6 protein-coding genes are annotated in these 17,861 nt (G+C 38.8%); all 6 read right to left on the bottom strand.

What is annotated here, in order from left to right:
* Positions 1–215: 215 nt before the first annotated feature.
* Entirely contained in the window at positions 216–1,469 is a 1,254-nt protein-coding gene (gene ricT / locus SGJ10_13590; GenBank protein MDZ4759154.1) for a regulatory iron-sulfur-containing complex subunit RicT, read from the bottom strand.
* 58 nt (positions 1,470–1,527) lie between these two features.
* Entirely contained in the window at positions 1,528–2,631 is a 1,104-nt protein-coding gene (locus SGJ10_13585) for a DNA polymerase III subunit delta (GenBank protein ID MDZ4759153.1), read from the bottom strand.
* 173 nt (positions 2,632–2,804) lie between these two features.
* Positions 2,805–4,931: a polyribonucleotide nucleotidyltransferase gene (locus tag SGJ10_13580; GenBank protein MDZ4759152.1), complete on the bottom strand. Its 2,127-nt coding sequence runs from the start codon at positions 4,929–4,931 to the stop codon at positions 2,805–2,807.
* Positions 4,932–5,110: 179 nt separating this feature from the next.
* Entirely contained in the window at positions 5,111–5,380 is a 270-nt protein-coding gene (rpsO, locus tag SGJ10_13575; GenBank protein MDZ4759151.1) for a 30S ribosomal protein S15, read from the bottom strand.
* Positions 5,381–5,437: 57 nt separating this feature from the next.
* The gene (locus SGJ10_13570; GenBank protein ID MDZ4759150.1) at positions 5,438–5,914 is read right to left on the bottom strand and encodes a GNAT family N-acetyltransferase; all 477 of its coding nucleotides are present in this window, start codon (positions 5,912–5,914) and stop codon (positions 5,438–5,440) included.
* 131 nt (positions 5,915–6,045) lie between these two features.
* Positions 6,046–17,322 (bottom strand): BNR-repeat neuraminidase N-terminal domain-containing protein, encoded by an 11,277-nt coding sequence (locus tag SGJ10_13565; GenBank protein MDZ4759149.1) that lies wholly within the window; start codon positions 17,320–17,322, stop codon positions 6,046–6,048.
* Positions 17,323–17,861 lie beyond the last annotated feature (539 nt).

Genomic DNA, 17,861 nt, shown 5'->3' with positions numbered 1-17,861 from the left:
GAATTATGAAAGAGGTCTAATGAATAATTATTCTTCTTTTTCACATGAAATATAGGCGTTGATTCTCCTTTTTATTTAGAGTTAACAAAACCTTCTGCACGGATATTGAGCAATTTCGCTAAAAAGCCTTGCAGCAAAATCAACGACCTAATTGCAAAAAAATACTGATTTATAGTAAGTTTAACAAGTTTATTTAGTTTATGAGCAGACCCTAATTAATTAGCAGCAGGTGGGGGAGGAGTATTATTGCCGCTATTATTGTTTGGCTTATTTCCACCGCCGCCTCGGTTATTGTTTCTGTTATTACTGTTTCTATTTTTATTGCGGCTGGCACCACTGCCACCTCCTCCGCGTTTCCCTTTACTATCCAGGCGGGTAAGACTGCCTTCCATATCTTCAGTTAGGGTTTTAATTACATCAGGTTCGTTGCTTTTGTCCTTTTCGCCGAGTGTTTCGGGACTCTGACCAGCTTTATTGAGTTCGATTACTTTTTTCACTTCTTGTACCCCCAATGCTACCCATTCACTACCCACACCTTCACGCACATAGGCAAACCACATCATTTGTTTGAGTATATCAGTTTTTTGGAGGAACGCCACTCCTTGCTTGGTTTGTAACCTGAGTTTTTCAATATTGGGAGGAAAATTATCCCAAGCTTCTAAATAAGTATCAAGTTCGTAGTTGAGGCAGCATTTGAGTTTGCCACATTGCCCTTGTAGTTTCAAAGGATTCATCGAAAGGTTTTGGTAACGAGCAGCACTGGTAGTTACCATTTTGAAATCGGTGAGCCAGGTTGAACAGCAGAGTTCTCGGCCACAGCTACCTATACCTCCAAGTCTAGAAGCTTCTTGTCTGTAGCCTATCTGACGCATTTCAATGCGTGTGCGGAATTCATCTGCGTATTTTTTTATAAGTTCTCTAAAGTCTACTCGGTCTTCGGCAGTATAAAAGAAGATTACTTTTTTGCGGTCGCCTTGCAACTCTATATCACTCAACTTCATTTGCAAACCCATTTGCAGGGCTACAGTACGGGCACGTTGCAACATGCCAGCTTCTTCTGCTTTTATTTCTTTATAACGGACCAATTCATTTTCACGAGGAAGTCTCTGTATTTCTTTCAGTCGGTTGTCGGTATCTGCAATATTATATTTCTTTAATTGAAGCTTAACCAATTCGCCTTTTAAAGAGACATGCCCTATATCGAAACCATTGTCAGCATCAACTATCACAGGGTCGCCCATGTATAGTTCTATATTATTGTTATTACGGAAAAACTCTTTGCGGCTTCCTTTGAAACGAACTTCCACTATATTAAATGGTTTGTGTCCGGGAGGTAGTTTCATGCCGCCAAGCCAATCATATACATTAAGTTTATTGCACCCCGATGTGCCTTTTATATCGTTGTTGCCGCATCCTGTGCCACAACCGCCGGTGCTACAGCCACCGCTTCCACAACTACTACATCCCATCTTTTTTAAAATTTATAGCTTTAAAATACTCTTAATCAATTTTGTATGTGGCCAATTGCTAACTGGCGAGCACATTTCTAACCGACAAAGATAAATTAAACAACACTAATTTGGCATTGCCATTTCTTTCAATGTGCATTATCGCATCATTCGCCTTTTTAAAAATAAGCTCAGCCTTATAGGGCGTAAGCATCATGGCAAATTTTTCTAAGAAAACATTTTCCTCGGCAAAGGCGGTTTTGGCCAAATTTGTTTGAAAACTGATATGCTCGGCTTTGTGTAGCATGTCAATGAGATAATTAATGAAAAGCTTCAGTGGTTCACGTCCCCATTGGGCTAAGCTGTCTATAAGGCGTATACGTTCGGGTATTTTGCTATCGAACAAAGACAGGTTCAAAAAATCTTTGAGGTAAGTAAATAAATCGTTGGCTGAGTTTTGTGAAAGTGATAGTGCCATAAGCCAACTGCCGCTGCTTAGTGAAGCAGTTTGCTTGGCTAGAGCTTCTTCCATTCCCTCAGCTACCAATGCAGCGGTGAGACTATTATAATCTATCGGCGGGATTTGTACTATTTGAGTTCGACTGAGAATGGTGGGTAATACTTGGTTAGGGTCTTCACATACCAAAATAAAGAGTGTTCCTTCGGGCGGCTCTTCCAATATTTTCAGTAGTTTATTACCTTGCTCTTTCAGATATTCTACACCCCAAATAATTTGTATTTTGAACTTTCCCTCCAAAGCTTTCAAACTAAGCCTGCGGAATATATCTGCGGTTTCTTTGGTATTAATATTCCCTTGCTTGCCCTCTTCGCCAATTTTTAGCACCCAGTCGCGGTAGCCCATGTAGGGGTTTTCGGTGAGGGCTTTACGCCATTGTTCCATCAGATCGCTGCTCACTACATCTTTGCCCACAGTGGGGAAGGTGAAGTGTAGGTCGCTATGGATTAGTTTGTTTGTTTTGTTGCAAGAGTTGCACACGCCGCAGGAGTCGGTCTCCGTTGGGTTTTCGCAATTAACCAATGCAGCATAGGCAAGTGCCAGTGGCAATGCTCCTGTACCCTCGGCACCCACAAACATTTGTGCATGGGCAATACGGCCTTCGGCAATGGTGGCCGCCATTTTTTGCTTAAGCTTGGTATGTCCTATTATATCCGAAAACTGCATGGTCGTAATTAACTGCGAAATTATAGGTGGTGGGTGGTGTTTTAATCTACAATTTGTAATTTTAGGTAGTTGTTGAGATTTATTTGCGATGGTTTGATTGAGCAGAATACGAACCAGTCAAACAACAAAAAAGCCCTACTTCTCAGCAGGGCTTTTCTATTATATTTATATTATTACTTCACCGCTTCCTCTCTTGGCAATAATACCTTGCGGCTTAGGCGGAACTTACCAGTTTTTTGGTCTACTTCAACCAGTTTCACTTGTATTTCTTCGCCCAGTTGTAAAACACCGTCCATACTGTTGAGGCGTGCGTGCGATATTTCTGAGATATGCAACAAGCCGTCTTTGCCAGGTAGGAATTCAACAAAAGCACCGAACGGCTGTATAGAACGAACGATACCTTCGTATACTTCACCTACTATTGGTTTGGTAGTAATGCCTTTAATTGCTTTAAGGGCAGCAGCCATTCCATCGCCATTGGTTGCCATAATTTCAACCACACCTTGGCCAGTAGCATTTTCCGTAATAGAGATGGTAGTGCCCGTATCTTTTTGTAGTTGTTGTATATGTTTACCTCCAGGGCCAATAATGGCACCAATAAACTCATTGTCTACAATCACACTTTCAATACGCGGTGTATGTGGTTTGTAATCTGCATTTGGAGCAGCAAGGGTTTCTTTCATTTTGCCCAGTATGTGCAAACGACCTTGGCGGGCTTGCTCCAAAGCTTGGGCAAGCACATCGTAACTTAGTCCGTTTACTTTAATATCCATTTGGCAAGCCACGATTCCTTTTTCGGTACCGCATACTTTAAAGTCCATATCGCCTAAGTGATCTTCGTCGCCCAATATATCTGAAAGTATAGCTATTTTGCCAGTGGTTTCGTCAGCAATCATCCCCATGGCAATGCCTGATACGTGGCTATTCAATTTAACACCTGCATCCATCAAAGCCAATGAGCTGGCACAAACCGTAGCCATTGAAGAAGAACCGTTTGATTCTAATACATCGCTCACAATACGCACTACATAAGGGCAAACTGTTTGGTCGGGCATAACTTTACGTACTGCACGAGAAGCCAAGTAGCCATGACCAATCTCTCTACGAGCAGGGGCACGGTTAGGCTTTACTTCGCCAGTAGAGAAACCGGGGAAGTTATAATGTAACATGAATCTTCCTTTGCCGCTGGCCATAGGAGCATCGAGCAATTGCTCGTCGAGCTTTGAACCAAGGGTGATAGAAGTTAGTGATTGTGTTTCGCCACGGGTAAAGATAGCTGAACCGTGGGTAGCAGGCAAGTAACCCACTTCTGACCAGATAGGTCTGATCTCGGTAAGCTCACGTCCGTCAAGTCTTTTACGGGTATCTAATACTACATTGCGTATAGCTTCTTTCTCAATGTCGTGTACATATTTTTTAATGAGGAAAGGTTCTTTCCCATGGTCTTCGCCTAGGCTTTCAACAAACTCTTTTGCAATAGCTTTAAAAGCTGCACTTCGTTCACTTTTGGCCGAAGCACTAGAGGCAACTGCAACTATTTTATCATAACAAAAATCTTTAATAGCTTGCTTCAATTCAAGGTCACTATTCTCGTGTTTGTATTCGCGTTTGGTAACGCCCACCATGGCAGCAAATTCTTCTTGAGCTTGTATTTGTACTTTAATACTTTCATGGGCAAGCTTCATGGCTTCAAGCATATCGGCTTCACTCACTTCGCTCATTTCACCTTCCACCATATTCAAATCGTGTTTGGTGCCAGCAACTATAAGGTCGATGTCGGCATTTACCATTTGCGATTTAAGTGGGTTGATGCACCATTTGCCATCGATACGTGCAATACGTACTTCGCTAATTGGGCCATCGAAAGGGATATCGGATATAGAAATAGCTGCAGATGCTGCAAGACCTGCCAAGGCATCGGGCATTATATCTTCATCGGAAGATATTAGGCTAATAATAACTTGGGTATCGGCATGGTAATCGTCGGGGAATAAAGGACGCAAAGCCCTGTCCACAATACGACAGATAAGTACTTCGTAATCGCTAAGGCGGCTCTCACGACGGAGAAAACTACCGGGGATGCGGCCTACGGCTGCAAATTTTTCTTGGTAATCGACAGAAAGGGGAAGGAAATCCATATCTGGTTTGGCTTCTTTGTTAGAAACCACAGTGGCAAGTAACATGGTGTTGCCTTGCTTAACTACTACTGAACCGTCTGCTTGTTTGGCCAGTTTTCCTGTTTCTAGGGTAATGGTACGTCCATCTCCTAGGTCAATTGTTTTTGTAATTGGGGTAATCATAATTTTTTGAACCGCTTGTTTAGTGCAACAATTTGAGGGCTGTCCACAATGCCGGACCCCTTGCTGCTGTTGTTATTTATATTTTAATTTGTTTGTGGCGTGGATAGAAACTAAAACAGTCAGTTACCCAATTTATTTTTGAATAACTGACTGTTATAGTAGAATATTTATAAAAGGAATTATTTCCTAAGTTCAAGTTCTTTGATGATGGCACGATAACGAAAAATATCTTTATGTGTCAAGTAATCGAGCAATGAACGGCGTTTACCTACCATTTTAATAAGGCTCAACTCAGCAGATTTGTCCTTTTTATTGGTTTTCAAATGACCCGATATGTGGTTGATACGGGTTGTGAATAAAGCTATTTGGCTCTCGGGGCTACCGGTATTGGTAGCTACTTTGCCATGTTTTTCAAAAATTGCTTTCTTGTCTTCAGAAGTTAAATGCATGTATGTGTTATTTTTGGGAGTGCAAAAGTAAAGAATAATTTTGCAAGTGGCAAACTTTTAATTGCTTTGAATAGGATATTTTTTAATTTCCTTTTCCGTGAGTTTGCAAAGTATCCACTCGCTATCGAAAACCGTTGGGAATTTTTCGTAAAAGCCAATAGCATTCTCGTTCCAGTTAAGTACCATCCATTCTAGTTTGCGAACGCCCATTTCTTGTGCCATGCCTATCAGACTTTCAAAAAGCTTGGAACCTATCCCTTCTCCTCTGTAAGTATCGTGTACTATGATATCGTCCAGGTATATACATTTGCCTTTCCAGGTTGAGTATTTGATAAAATAAAGGCAGATCCCTACTACTTTACCTTTTACCTCAGCAGCTAAAAAATGGAAGTATTCCATAGCAAAGTCTTTTTCTAGTTCCTCTAACGTAACTTCAACCTCGTGAGGGGCTTGCTCGTAATCAGCTAGTTCTTTTACCAAGGCCATTACGGTAGGCATGTCTTCGACCGTTCCGGGTCTTATTTTGAAATCCATCTGTCGTTGTATATATTGTTCTGCAAAAGTAAAGTGTTTGTAGAGTTATTGTTATCGCACTTGCTAAAAAACAAAAGCCGCCCATTAGAAATGGACGGCTTTTGAAATTTGATTTTATAAATTAGATGATTCTATTCTTCTACTTTCATTATTCTATGAACGAATGAGGTTCCGTCTTCATTGGTAACTCGTAAAATATAGCTACCCAAGTTCCAGTTTTGTAGGTTTACCTGAGTAATGTTCTGACCTAAAGTAACTTTCTCATTGAACATTAAGCGGCCTGCCATGTCAAACACTTGGATTAAGGCGGGCTGTGTTTGGTTTTGCAATACGATACTCACCTGGTCTTTTGAAGGGTTTGGTTGAATAACAATTTGCATCTGCTCAACATCGTCAAAATTAACCACCACGATATTGCTATAGCTAAACTTACCATTGCTTTCTAAAGTTTTCAAACGGTAGTAGTTGTTTCCTGTAACAGGTGAAGTATGCAACAAGTTATAATTACATTCGCTGAAATGGTTATTCACCGCTTTCGCAAATCCGATGCTTGCAAAGTTTTGAGCATCGATACTGTATTCTACTTCATAACCATCCATTTGCTCTTCGAATGAGGTAACCCAGTTCAACATTACATTTTTGTCTTGTTTTTTACCAGTAAAGCTCACTAAGGTAAGAGGCAATGGGTCGCTCTGGTCGCTACCTGTCCAAACCGAGAATCCAGTGGTATTCACAAGTCGCATAATATTGGTACTTGTGTTTACAGTTGCATCGGCTATATGTGCTTTCCAAGTTCCCAAAACATTTATTTGTTTACGTGAAATTCTCAAATTGCTTTCTGAACTCAATGTTCCCACCAATGCATCATCATACTTGAAATTGATATCATACTCATATAAAGTTCCACCTGTGGCAGCAATTATCCAGTAGCAATTCATATACTTAGCTGTAGGGTTTAATCCATTATTGGTATTATCAGGAGGAGTTGTTCCTGTATAATAACGCAAGTTGCCATAGGTAGGCAAAGTGCCCCCTTTCCAATATATATAGGCTACAGGTCTGAAACCGTACATCAATGAATCCGTGTTATTATTGGTATGTGGGCCTTTTACAAATAATGCATCGGGCTCAGAGGTAGGTGTAAATTCATCGGAACCGATATCAGGTGCACCTGTAGCTATAGTTGTACTTCTAACAGATGCAGGGTTCCCGTATTCATCGGCATAACCAGGTGTTTGCAAACCTTTACCGCAGGCATACCAAGCCTCGGTAGTGGTGGTGTTTATTCCCAAATCGCCATTCACTCTATCGATGAACATACTATCGGCCACAACATTTGTTCCTGCTATCGCATACCAACCACTACTGTCGCGTTGCAAGCCATTACGCCATGCATTGAGGTTGTAATTGGTAGAACTGCTACGGGCAACATTATTGCTGTCAGCCGTTACGTTCAAGTTATAGTTTGTACGGTTATTAGTAATGCCTGAACCATACCATTGTGCCAAATGAGTGCCGCTACCTCCAGTGCGTTCGTTCATGAATATATTATTCAATACATTAGTATTTCCTGTGGTGCTATTTCTATAATATGCAGTACTTAAGTTTGAGCCTGATGAAACTGAACCACTAAGCAATACCGTATTATAGTAAAGTTGTGTAGTACTTGTTGCAGCAGCTTGGTCGGCATAGATACCTTTAATAAGTGCATCATTTGTATTACCGCCATTCGCAATAGTAATCTGGTTGTTTTTAATTACATGTGTTGTGTTGTTCGTGCTTCTGAAATACAAGCCTGACAAATCACCATTGCTATTAGAGGCCAAGTTAAATATTCTATTTGAATTTACAGTAGTAGCACCTGGCAAGTATAAATCAATTCCAGTGGCAAATGATGTAGTCCCTGAGCTGGTAAGAGCAATACCATTGATGATATTATTTTGAACATTCATGGTAGAAGTTGATGTAGTAAAGATGCCACTAACAGAACCGCCAGTACTTAAAGCGTTAGTACTTGTACCAGCACAGCTTAAGTTTTTAACAGTGTTACTAGTAATTTCCGCAGCAGTGGCACCATTTCCTGCAGCAATACCAACTATCCCATTGCTTGTGCCAGAAGAAGTAGCGGTGATGTTATTTACGCTGTTACCTCTAATCATAGTGGCACTTGCTGCAACAGTACTAATTCCACTGTGAGGGCCATTCAAAGCACTATTAATACTATTGGAAACATTGGGGTCGCCCACCACATTATTACCTGCACTGCTTGAGTCAGGTTGGGTAAAGTTAACTTTACCTGCATTGAATGCAATTCCTGAAAAAGAACTAGCTGAGCCTGCATTGGTAAGGGTAATAGCCTTTACAGTATTATTATATATATAGCTGTACCTGCCCGCACTCACACTGCAATAAATACCTGTAGTGATTCCAGGATTTGCTAAGCTCCAATTGCTAATAGTGTTGTTGCCAACAAGATTATTGCTAGTAATAGAAGCAGGTGCATACGTTTCAAAAATTCCATAGGTATTGGCCGATCCACTACCTGTTCTAGTCAATCCTCCAATACTGTTATTTTTAATAGTATGTCCTGTTCCAGAAACTGCAATAGTGGCAGGCATATAGTGAGCATAGAAAGCCCCTGCTCCATTTATCGTAATACTTCCATTTACATTGCTATTTCCAACCACATTGGCTGAATCAAGAAAGTACCAGTTTGTCGAAGTCGCTCCATTTTGCCCAATACCATACATACTTGGGCTGGTGCTAGAGTTGTTAATAGTAATACCACCAATTGCATTACCATAGATAATGCTGGTATCGGGGTTTGTATTGGCATTCCAAATACCTGCAAATCCGTTAGTGCCCAATTCATTCATGGTAATATTTCCTGTAGTAGAAGTATCTCCAATTGTATTATTGTAAACCAACCAATCGGAAGCATTATTGTGGAAAATGCCATAGAAGAGCGATGATGCGGTACTATGTGTAAACGAAACAGTTTTAATAACGTTGTTGTAAACCCTATCGCCAGGTCCGCCATTATTAGCTACAGCAGATGAAGAAACAGAGTGAATGCCATAAGTAGTAGCAGCACCCGCAAAGGTCATATTTTGGATAGTGTTATTATTGATATTATGTGCACTATTGGTATTACTTGCATCAGTATTTTGTATACCATAACTTATGTAAGTTCCAGTACCTGATCGCAATATGCCTCCAACAATATTGTTTTTAATTTTTATACCGTTAGCAGGATTGCCAATAAATTGATGGCCATAAAATGTGCCGAGTCCACCAATTGTAATACTTCCACTAACTCCAGTGTTACCAATAGTATTTGCAGAGTCTAGGAATAATGACGCAGTAGTAGAATTGTAAATTCCATAAATTGAGGGTGATGTTGCGGAATTATTAATATTGATCCCTGCTACTATATTGTTATATATCATAACCGTGTCGGTAGCGTTGCTATTATAAATACCGGCAAAAGTACCTACTTCATTCATAGTAATATTATTAGTAAATGTAGCATGCCCAATTGTATTATTATAGGATACCAAATCGGGAGCACCAGAAGCTGGGAAAATTCCATACATTGAGGAAGAAGAACTACTGTGTGTAAATGCTATTGTTTTAATACTATTGTCATTTATCTGCAAGCCTAAACTTGGAGTAGCACTTCCAAAGGTATAAATACCATAAAGAGTGGCGGCACCCGCAAAACTTAAGTTTTCAATGGTATTGTTTCTAAACTTATGACCGCTAACAGTATTGGAACTGTTTTGATTGTATATCATGTAATTTGTGTATGACCCTCCAGCTAAAGACCTAGTTAAACCACCGATGGTATTGTTTTTAAAGTCAAGACCAAAGGTATTGGAATTTGCATTGTACAATCCAAAGAAAAAGCCCGAACCTGCCATTGTGATACTACCGTTTACAGCAGGGTTTCCAACCATATTGCCCGAGTCAAGTATATATGCATTATTCGTAGCTTGGTAAATACCATAAAAAACAGGAGTGCTAGTATTTGACATATTTACACCTGCAATTGTATTACCGTAGAAGAATAAGGAATCATTATTTGTATTGTTAAAGGCGAGAAAGGGGCTATTGCCGGCAGACACAATGCTATTTGTAGCACCTAATTCACCAAAGGTGTTGCTGTATATATAATTGTCATAGCCGCTAAACTGTCCGAAAGTTACTTGCCCTGTGGCTGCATTGTTAAGTAGCTGTATTCCTTTTGCTGTATTTCCCGATATATATGATTTACCTGTTACTGTACTAGTTATCAATCCATAAAAACCTGTGTGTACGCCATATAATCTAATGCCATTTGCAGCGGTTGAAGAGCCAATTGTATTTCCAATTGTGTAAATGTTAGAACCCACATTTGAAGCAGATTGATTAATACCTTGAAACTGTGTAGCACCAAAAGTGCTAATACTTTGAATAGTGTTATTCGCCACGTAGGACCCGAAAGTTTTGACTGCAGTAATTCCTATCACAGTACTTGTACCATAATGGTTTATGCTATTTACAGTAGCACTTGCCCCAATAGTATTATTTTCGATTGAATCGAATCCAGTAGCACCAGTAACTTGAATGCCTGTAAATGCTGTGGTTGATGCACCCAACTTCAAACCTTGGATTTGGTTATAACGGATGCGAACATTATTGGTAGAAGTGCCAACAATACCAAACTGAGAATTACCAGTATTAACGGTAATCCCTGCGGTGTCAGATGCACTACCAATAATATTTGGTTTTAGATCACTTCCAATTGTTTCTTCACCACTACCATTCACAAAAATACCAATAAACTGTGGACCATTACCTGCATTGGGAATTTGAAGGTTTTGAATGGTATTACCCAAAATATTTGAATTTACGCTATTACCAGTAATACGAATGGCATTCCATGATGTTCCTGCTGTTACAGAGGCATTGGTCCAAGCCGCACCTCCGCAATTGGCAGTAGAACCACCAAAATAATTATCATTAATGGTATTGCCTCCCGACAAACCTCCCGCAGCCCAGTTAATACAAAATTGACTAGTGGTTGCATTTGTGGAATGATTGAAGTAGAAATTGTTTCCAGTAATATTTATGCCAGAACCGTTTCCAATATTAGCTGCAAAAATTCCAGCGTTACTAAAGTTATATATATTATTATTGGTAATATTGATATTGTCGTTAAGTATATATATTGACTGGCCTTCGCAATAAATAACAGTATTTGGTAGCACTGCCGCCGCGGAATCGCTACGGTTTCTAAAATCAGTATTGTTAAAAGTGAGATTATCTGCACCATTTGCTAAGCCTTGTCCTATATATAATACTCCTGATATGGATGAGGAATTCATACCTTCGACTGTGCAATACTCAATGGTGTCATAGCTTGCATCGTTCAAGTATTTGAAAGTAGAGTTGGTTGCATGGGTATTGCGGAACATTAAGTACTTCCCTGTGAGCGTTGCTGTATCGCGGCCATCGAAAGTTACACGGTCAGCACCACTTATTCTTATCATTGCTTGTGCTACATAGCCTGTGATGTTGCGGGTAATACCTCCACTGTCAGGATATATAATTACCCTTGAGTTTCCAATACTATCACTTATTTCGTTTAATGCATGTGTACCTGGTTCTACTAAATTTTCACGTATACGCACATGTAAATTGCCACCCAAAATATTTTGGTTGATGAATTTGAATACACCGGTATCGCCTGTTAAATTTTTATAAGGATAGCTTGGACCCACATCAATCCATCCAGTCACGGCGTTGTTGATAATATATGAATCAGGCGAGCCAGTTAATGGGAATTCAGTGGTAAGTGTTGTGCTAGTAGGTGTTGACGTAAGTGTTCCATTTAAATAAGAAACATTCGGTATTGCTTTTCCATCTTGGGCTATTACAAAGTAATATATTTGATCGCCCGATGCAGTTCCACCGTATAACAGGTTGTGGTCAATGGGTATATTAAAATATATTCCACTAACTGTTGCGTCCACATATTTCCAACCATCTGTGGTATTATCGTTAGTACCACCCCATGCATTGGCGTTTGTCGATTTGCGATAATATACTCTGCAACTAGTAGCTAGTGTGCCGGGTGTGGGGTCAATGGCTTTCACATTACTATTTACATTATAAGTAGCCACATTGCTGCTGTTTGCAAAAGCTGTATAGGTAATTACTGGAGCAGCAAAGTCACCAGTATCTTCATACGCACCTATTGTTGGAGTTGCACTGCGTGTTGTACCTAATAAATCATCAGTAATTACTGCTAAAGATTTACCAGCGGTAAATAAATTTGTGGTGCTTTGTGGACGAAGGTTGGTAGAAGTATTATATTTTGGATTGCCCGATAAAGAGAAGGTATCTTGTCCAGAAGCAGTTTTAATAGCCGCTAAAGTATTTACAGCACCAGCACTTAAGAAAAAGGCAAGTCTACTTCTTGTAGCATTTACATAATAATTATTATTGTCAATAGCTTTTAACTTTGATGAAGCTGCAATACAATAGAATGAGAATGCTGTATCAATACCTGTCGAATTTTGTATACTATTAGAAGTAGTGTTATTATAAATATACATACTATCTGCAACATTATCAATAAATATACAAGCAGATTTGTCATTAGTGGCACCTGAACGAATAACCGTTCCAGCAAGACTAATAGAGTTATTATAAACTTGTACATTACTTGTAACCGTTCCTCCAATAGAAATTCCTTTGATTCCGCTGCCTACAGCAGATCCAATTAGATTACCAGAAGAAGTAAGATCGGATATAGAATTATTGTGGATTCTAACATTTGAATTTGCAACGTTTGGTGAAACAAATATAGCTGCTGTCCCAAAACCTGTTGCTGTTACTCTTTCATATCTGATTGATTTGAAAGTATTTTTCTTTATTTCAATCAAACCACCAACCAATGTATTTTGAATCGACACACCATAAGGGTTCACAAATGAAACAGGGGAACTACTTATTAAATTATAAATATTATTATAATTGAAATAGGTAACACCCGCATTTGTTATGAAGAAACCGTACGAACCTCTGTTTGTTGTATAGTCATCGTGACCCACAATATTATGTGTAATAGTAAGTGTATCTAAAATGGTCGCACCTTGGAATACCCCAGCTTGAGCAACATTATAGAACCAGCAACTATCGATTGTGAGATTGTCAATATCAATTGCAGCAGCTACTGCGGTGGCTATGGTGCCAGTTGCTATACCCGCACTTGCGGTATTTAATGTGCCATTAGGAGAGCCTGTGAAAGAAGTAAAATTTGTATTTTTAAATGTCATGTATTTAGCACCAAGATTGGTGCCATAACTTATTAAGCAAACATCTGCAATAGATGCTGCTGTGGGACTGGAATTATTATTATTGAAGGTGAGGTTTTTTTGCCCATTACCATTATTTCCATCAACGGTAAAATACCTTGTGCCTTTAAATTGCACTAAGCTGTGATTTTGTGAGCTTACAATGGTTGCACTAACACCTGAAGCTGGTTTTAAAGTTATAGTTCTTCCTCCTGCCCCTGTGCCAACTATGGAATCAAATACAATAGGGTATGTTTCATTGGTACTATAAGTGGCATCAAGTAATTTACACACAACACCAATGGTACATGTGGTATCAACTTCGCGGTTCCCTAATTCTGATGCTAAATCGGTAATTGTAGTGTAGTTGCCTGCAACTCCTACTGTAAAGTTTCCACACATCGGGCCTTTAATTTCCCTTCCTTTGTCAGGAGCTGCATTTATGGTTTGCACTGCCCCTCCAACGGTAACACCTACTAGTTCAGCATCAATACTGTCGGCCAAGATTACAGTGTCATTGGTTTGATATACTAGCCAAAAATAGTTGCTGCCTGGTTGCAGTTTAAAATTAGTTGCTATATTATAATTAATTATCGAAGGCTTTACTCGTCCAATATACATAAATGTATCAAATGAATTTACATTGCCTGTATAATATAACATTGCAGAATCAACATCGGCAATATTGTCGGTATTGTTAGCATTTAAGGTGAAATTGGTAACGCTTTGCAAATCATAAGCACCTGTAGTTACTACTTCCATTTTTAATATCTGTTGGTTTTTTCTGTTACGTGCAGCAGCAAGCATAGTGGGGTGTGTTACGTTGCTGGTGCTATATGCATGTGCAGTATTTGGCAAACCATCGAATTCATAGGCTCCTATATCAGGCAATTTGCCACCACCATTGCTTTGGCCTCCCAAAGGATAACCTGTTCTTACAGTATTCCTTTCAAAGTCGTTACTTGAAAATGTGCTTGGTTGCAGGCGACCTCCACTTTCAATACCACTTGCTATGGTGGAATCTACTCGCAGGAAGTTATTGCTCGAATAAGTTGTGCTCAAAAAAGTGGGGCTTTCATTGATTGAATATTGTTCACGAAGACCAAACGCATGTGTGCGGAAATAAGTTTTTAATTGTAAAAGTGTTTGACTACGTGTAGTACCATCAAACATCAAGTTACGTTGGGTACCAACCGAGCTCACGTAATATAAGTTATATCCGCTACTATCACGATGCGTTGTAAGTACAGTGCTACTTCTGTAGCATGCCGAAGTAGTTCCAGTTCCGCTTTGAACGGAATTGTTTACTAAAATATTGTTTATAGAATAAACAGTGGGTGTAGTAGATAAAAATAATGCAGCACTACCAAATGTAGTACCCGTATTAGTTGTATTATTTAAATATACTGTATTATAATATACATTTGCAGCGGTGCCCCCTGAAATAGAAATCCCTGTAATAGAATTTACTGAAAAGCCAGTATGCGAGGGAGCTGTGAGATTGGCTACTTTGTTGTTGAATATATTTACTGCTATTCCCGTTGTCATTGATATACCATTTACAACTCCAGTAGTAGCAGTATTGCTAGTCAATCCACTTACAATATTGCGGTGATAGTTGCAGGTTGTGCCATTTGCTTGCGATATACCATTAATAGTGCCAGTAGCAGTAATATTATATATAGAATCATTGAAAACATATTTGTTGGTAGATGCTCCTTCGCTACGAATACCATAGGTAACTCCGGTTCCTATGGAAGTAAAGGTATTAATGGTATTGTTGAATACACTATCGCTTAAGCAAGTGCCTGACATATAAATGCCCTCTGTTGTTCCATTTGTGCTGGTTGACCGAGTAAAACTTTTAACAACATTATTATAAATACGTTTATAAATGGAGGCACTCGATCCCGCCAAAAATATTCCAGCCATATCGCTATTGCTGGGGGCATTTATACTTTGTACTGTATTATTGAAAACATTATTAAAAATATTTCCAGCATTACTACCATAAATACCATACGTTACTCCTGAGCCTGGAGAGCTTTGACTCCTCGTGAAGCTACTGATGGAATTATTTGATACATTTAAAGTTGAGTTGGCTGTAAGATTAGTCCCTGATGGATTAATTCCGTAAAATAACCCAGTTGCCACGGTGGAACCTCCTCCGTAACTAATACTGCTAATGGTGTTATTCCGAATGTTATAGGTATAAGGATGCCCTGTGGTTTGTATACCATATACTATTCCTGTTGTAGTATTTGGGAAAGACAGCGTATTGATGTAATTGGAATCTATTCGGCCTGAATTTGCTGTACCCGCGTTTCCAGAACTGTTGAAAATATTGTGATGTGTAAAAGAATTGGCTCTTGAAGTAATATTATATATATAATTGTTTGCAATTACTACGTTATTGGTAATGCCATTTATACAATATAGCATATAGTTGGTTGATGTTGATGAGTCTGTTATATTATATATACTGTCCCTGTCAAAATATTTATTTCCCGTTGAACTAGCCCCAATACCAATAAATTGGCCTGTTCCCAAGGTATTCCAGTCAGAAACTGTATTATTATAGACACTATCTATACTAGTACTTCCACTGTTAAAATAAATTCCATATTTCTCACCTGTGCTCGCATTAGAACGAACAATATTTTTTACGGTATTATTGTATATTCTTCTAGTTACTGTAGCTGAAGAAGCAGTATTATATATACCTGCAAAAATTGAGTTGCTAGGCATCGTGTCATTTTGAATGGTATTGTTAAATATATTTACTGTCAATGCTTCTACGGTCATTCCAATCATGTAGGCAAATCCAGCACCTATAGTGCTTTGGTAGCGGGCATGTCCCGTAATGGAATTTCCTGCAATAGTAATTGAACTTCCTGAACTGGTATTGTTTGCACCTGCCATATATATAGCATGAAAGTCTCCAGTAGAGGTAGTAGAAGTAGAACCATATTTATTGTTAGAAAATATATTTCCATTAATAACATTGGTAAAGTTGGTTGATGAATTTAAATATATACCATACCAATTAGATGTAGTGGCTGCTGCCATCGTACAATTCTGAATAGTATTCGAGTCAACATTTAGCGTACCTGCTGCACCAGAATAACTGGCAAAAATAATGGCAGTAACTTGCGAACTTGTATTGCTAGGTGTAAGTGTAATCGTGTTTTTTCTTACCGTATTTGTCATAGAATCATTTCCTGTATTATAGATACCATAACATGTAACCGTGTTGCCAGTGCCACCTATAATGGTATTATTATATATTGAGGAATTTGTACATTGATCGAATCTTATTCCATAATAAGTTGAAGAAGTATTACCAAAGTTGCTGATATTGTTATTCCTAATAATTACATTGTCATCATATAGTGGCGATATAGGCGTACCTGTATTTGATAAATGGATGCCTGAAGTAACATTGCTGATAGAATCGTTCTCAATAAGAAGGTTCGACGCTCTATAGCCTACAACAGTCCCTGTTTGCGTAGCACCAGTACTATTGGTAATTGTCAATGAAACACCGATACTATTGTTGGTATTCGATTTTTGAAGTTTGATAACGCAATTAATCACCTTACAGTTGTTAGAACCATTAGTAGCTGAATTTCTAAAGAACGCCACACCATATTCCATCATTTGTGTTGCAGTGGTGTTTGTAATAGTATCTCTTAGCTCAAGCCCGTCAATAGTTACACTGTCAGTGCCTTCAATACGAAGGATACCATCTCTAGTTCCAGTGCCTGTGCCTGCAGTAATAATCGGGTTTGCACCTGCTCCATTTTTCTTGAAGACAATGGAATTGGAAGTTGTGGTGTAATTTAACAAGGCAATATTACCCGATGTCATTTCATAATGACCAGGTGTAATGTTAAAAATAATTCCACCTGCACCCACACCGTAGGTATTAATGGAGTCGACTGCAATTCGAACTGAGCCATAGTTTGCACTTGGAATGGTGCGTGAGCCGGTTAACTGACCCTGCATTGCATTGGCAGAAATAGTAAACGCTGCCAGCATTAATAATTTGTAGAAATTGTTCATAATGGATTAATTTATAGTTAGATTGATTGAAGATTCATTTTATCCGATATTACTTTATTGTAAAATCGGGCTACTAAGGTATGTGAAAGAAATGTCTACTTGCAAACATTTTGTGGATTAAAAAAGCATAAATTTATTTGTGGGTTCTTTTTTTTAACCAGTGGTAAATGATTTACAACGAAGCTTTATTTTTCTTCATATAAACTTCAAAAGTCTAGTATTTAGGACAATCTAATGCTGCAATCGCTGAAGATGCTTGACAATTAAGAACTAGAAAAAATATTTTTTAAAAATACGAAGCACAAGGGTATTGCATCGCCTAGCCTCCTTGTTCTTATACTTGGTAAATAATACCAATTCTTAAACTAAAATAGTTCTCCGCCTGTGGCGGATTTAGTTTTTAGAATGTTATACCAATTCTTAACCTATAATAGTTCTCTGCCTGTGGCGGATTGGTTTGTAGAATGGTAATGCCGAACTACATCCCGAAAGCATTCGGGATTAGTCCCTTTCTTTTGGACTATTATATATTGAGTTTC

This window comes from Bacteroidota bacterium, assembly GCA_034439655.1.
Taxonomy (GTDB): domain Bacteria; phylum Bacteroidota; class Bacteroidia; order UKL13-3; family UKL13-3; genus CANJUD01.
Note: the sequence above shows the minus strand (reverse complement) of the source record. Positions and strands in the feature narration are given on the sequence as shown.

Coding starts and splice junctions, on each gene's coding strand:
- ricT (MDZ4759154.1), bottom strand. CDS start 1,469: ATGGGATGTAGTAGTTGTGGAAGCGGTGGCTGTAGCACCGGCGGTTGT.
- SGJ10_13585 (MDZ4759153.1), bottom strand. CDS start 2,631: ATGCAGTTTTCGGATATAATAGGACATACCAAGCTTAAGCAAAAAATG.
- SGJ10_13580 (MDZ4759152.1), bottom strand. CDS start 4,931: ATGATTACCCCAATTACAAAAACAATTGACCTAGGAGATGGACGTACC.
- rpsO (MDZ4759151.1), bottom strand. CDS start 5,380: ATGCATTTAACTTCTGAAGACAAGAAAGCAATTTTTGAAAAACATGGC.
- SGJ10_13570 (MDZ4759150.1), bottom strand. CDS start 5,914: ATGGATTTCAAAATAAGACCCGGAACGGTCGAAGACATGCCTACCGTA.
- SGJ10_13565 (MDZ4759149.1), bottom strand. CDS start 17,322: ATGAACAATTTCTACAAATTATTAATGCTGGCAGCGTTTACTATTTCT.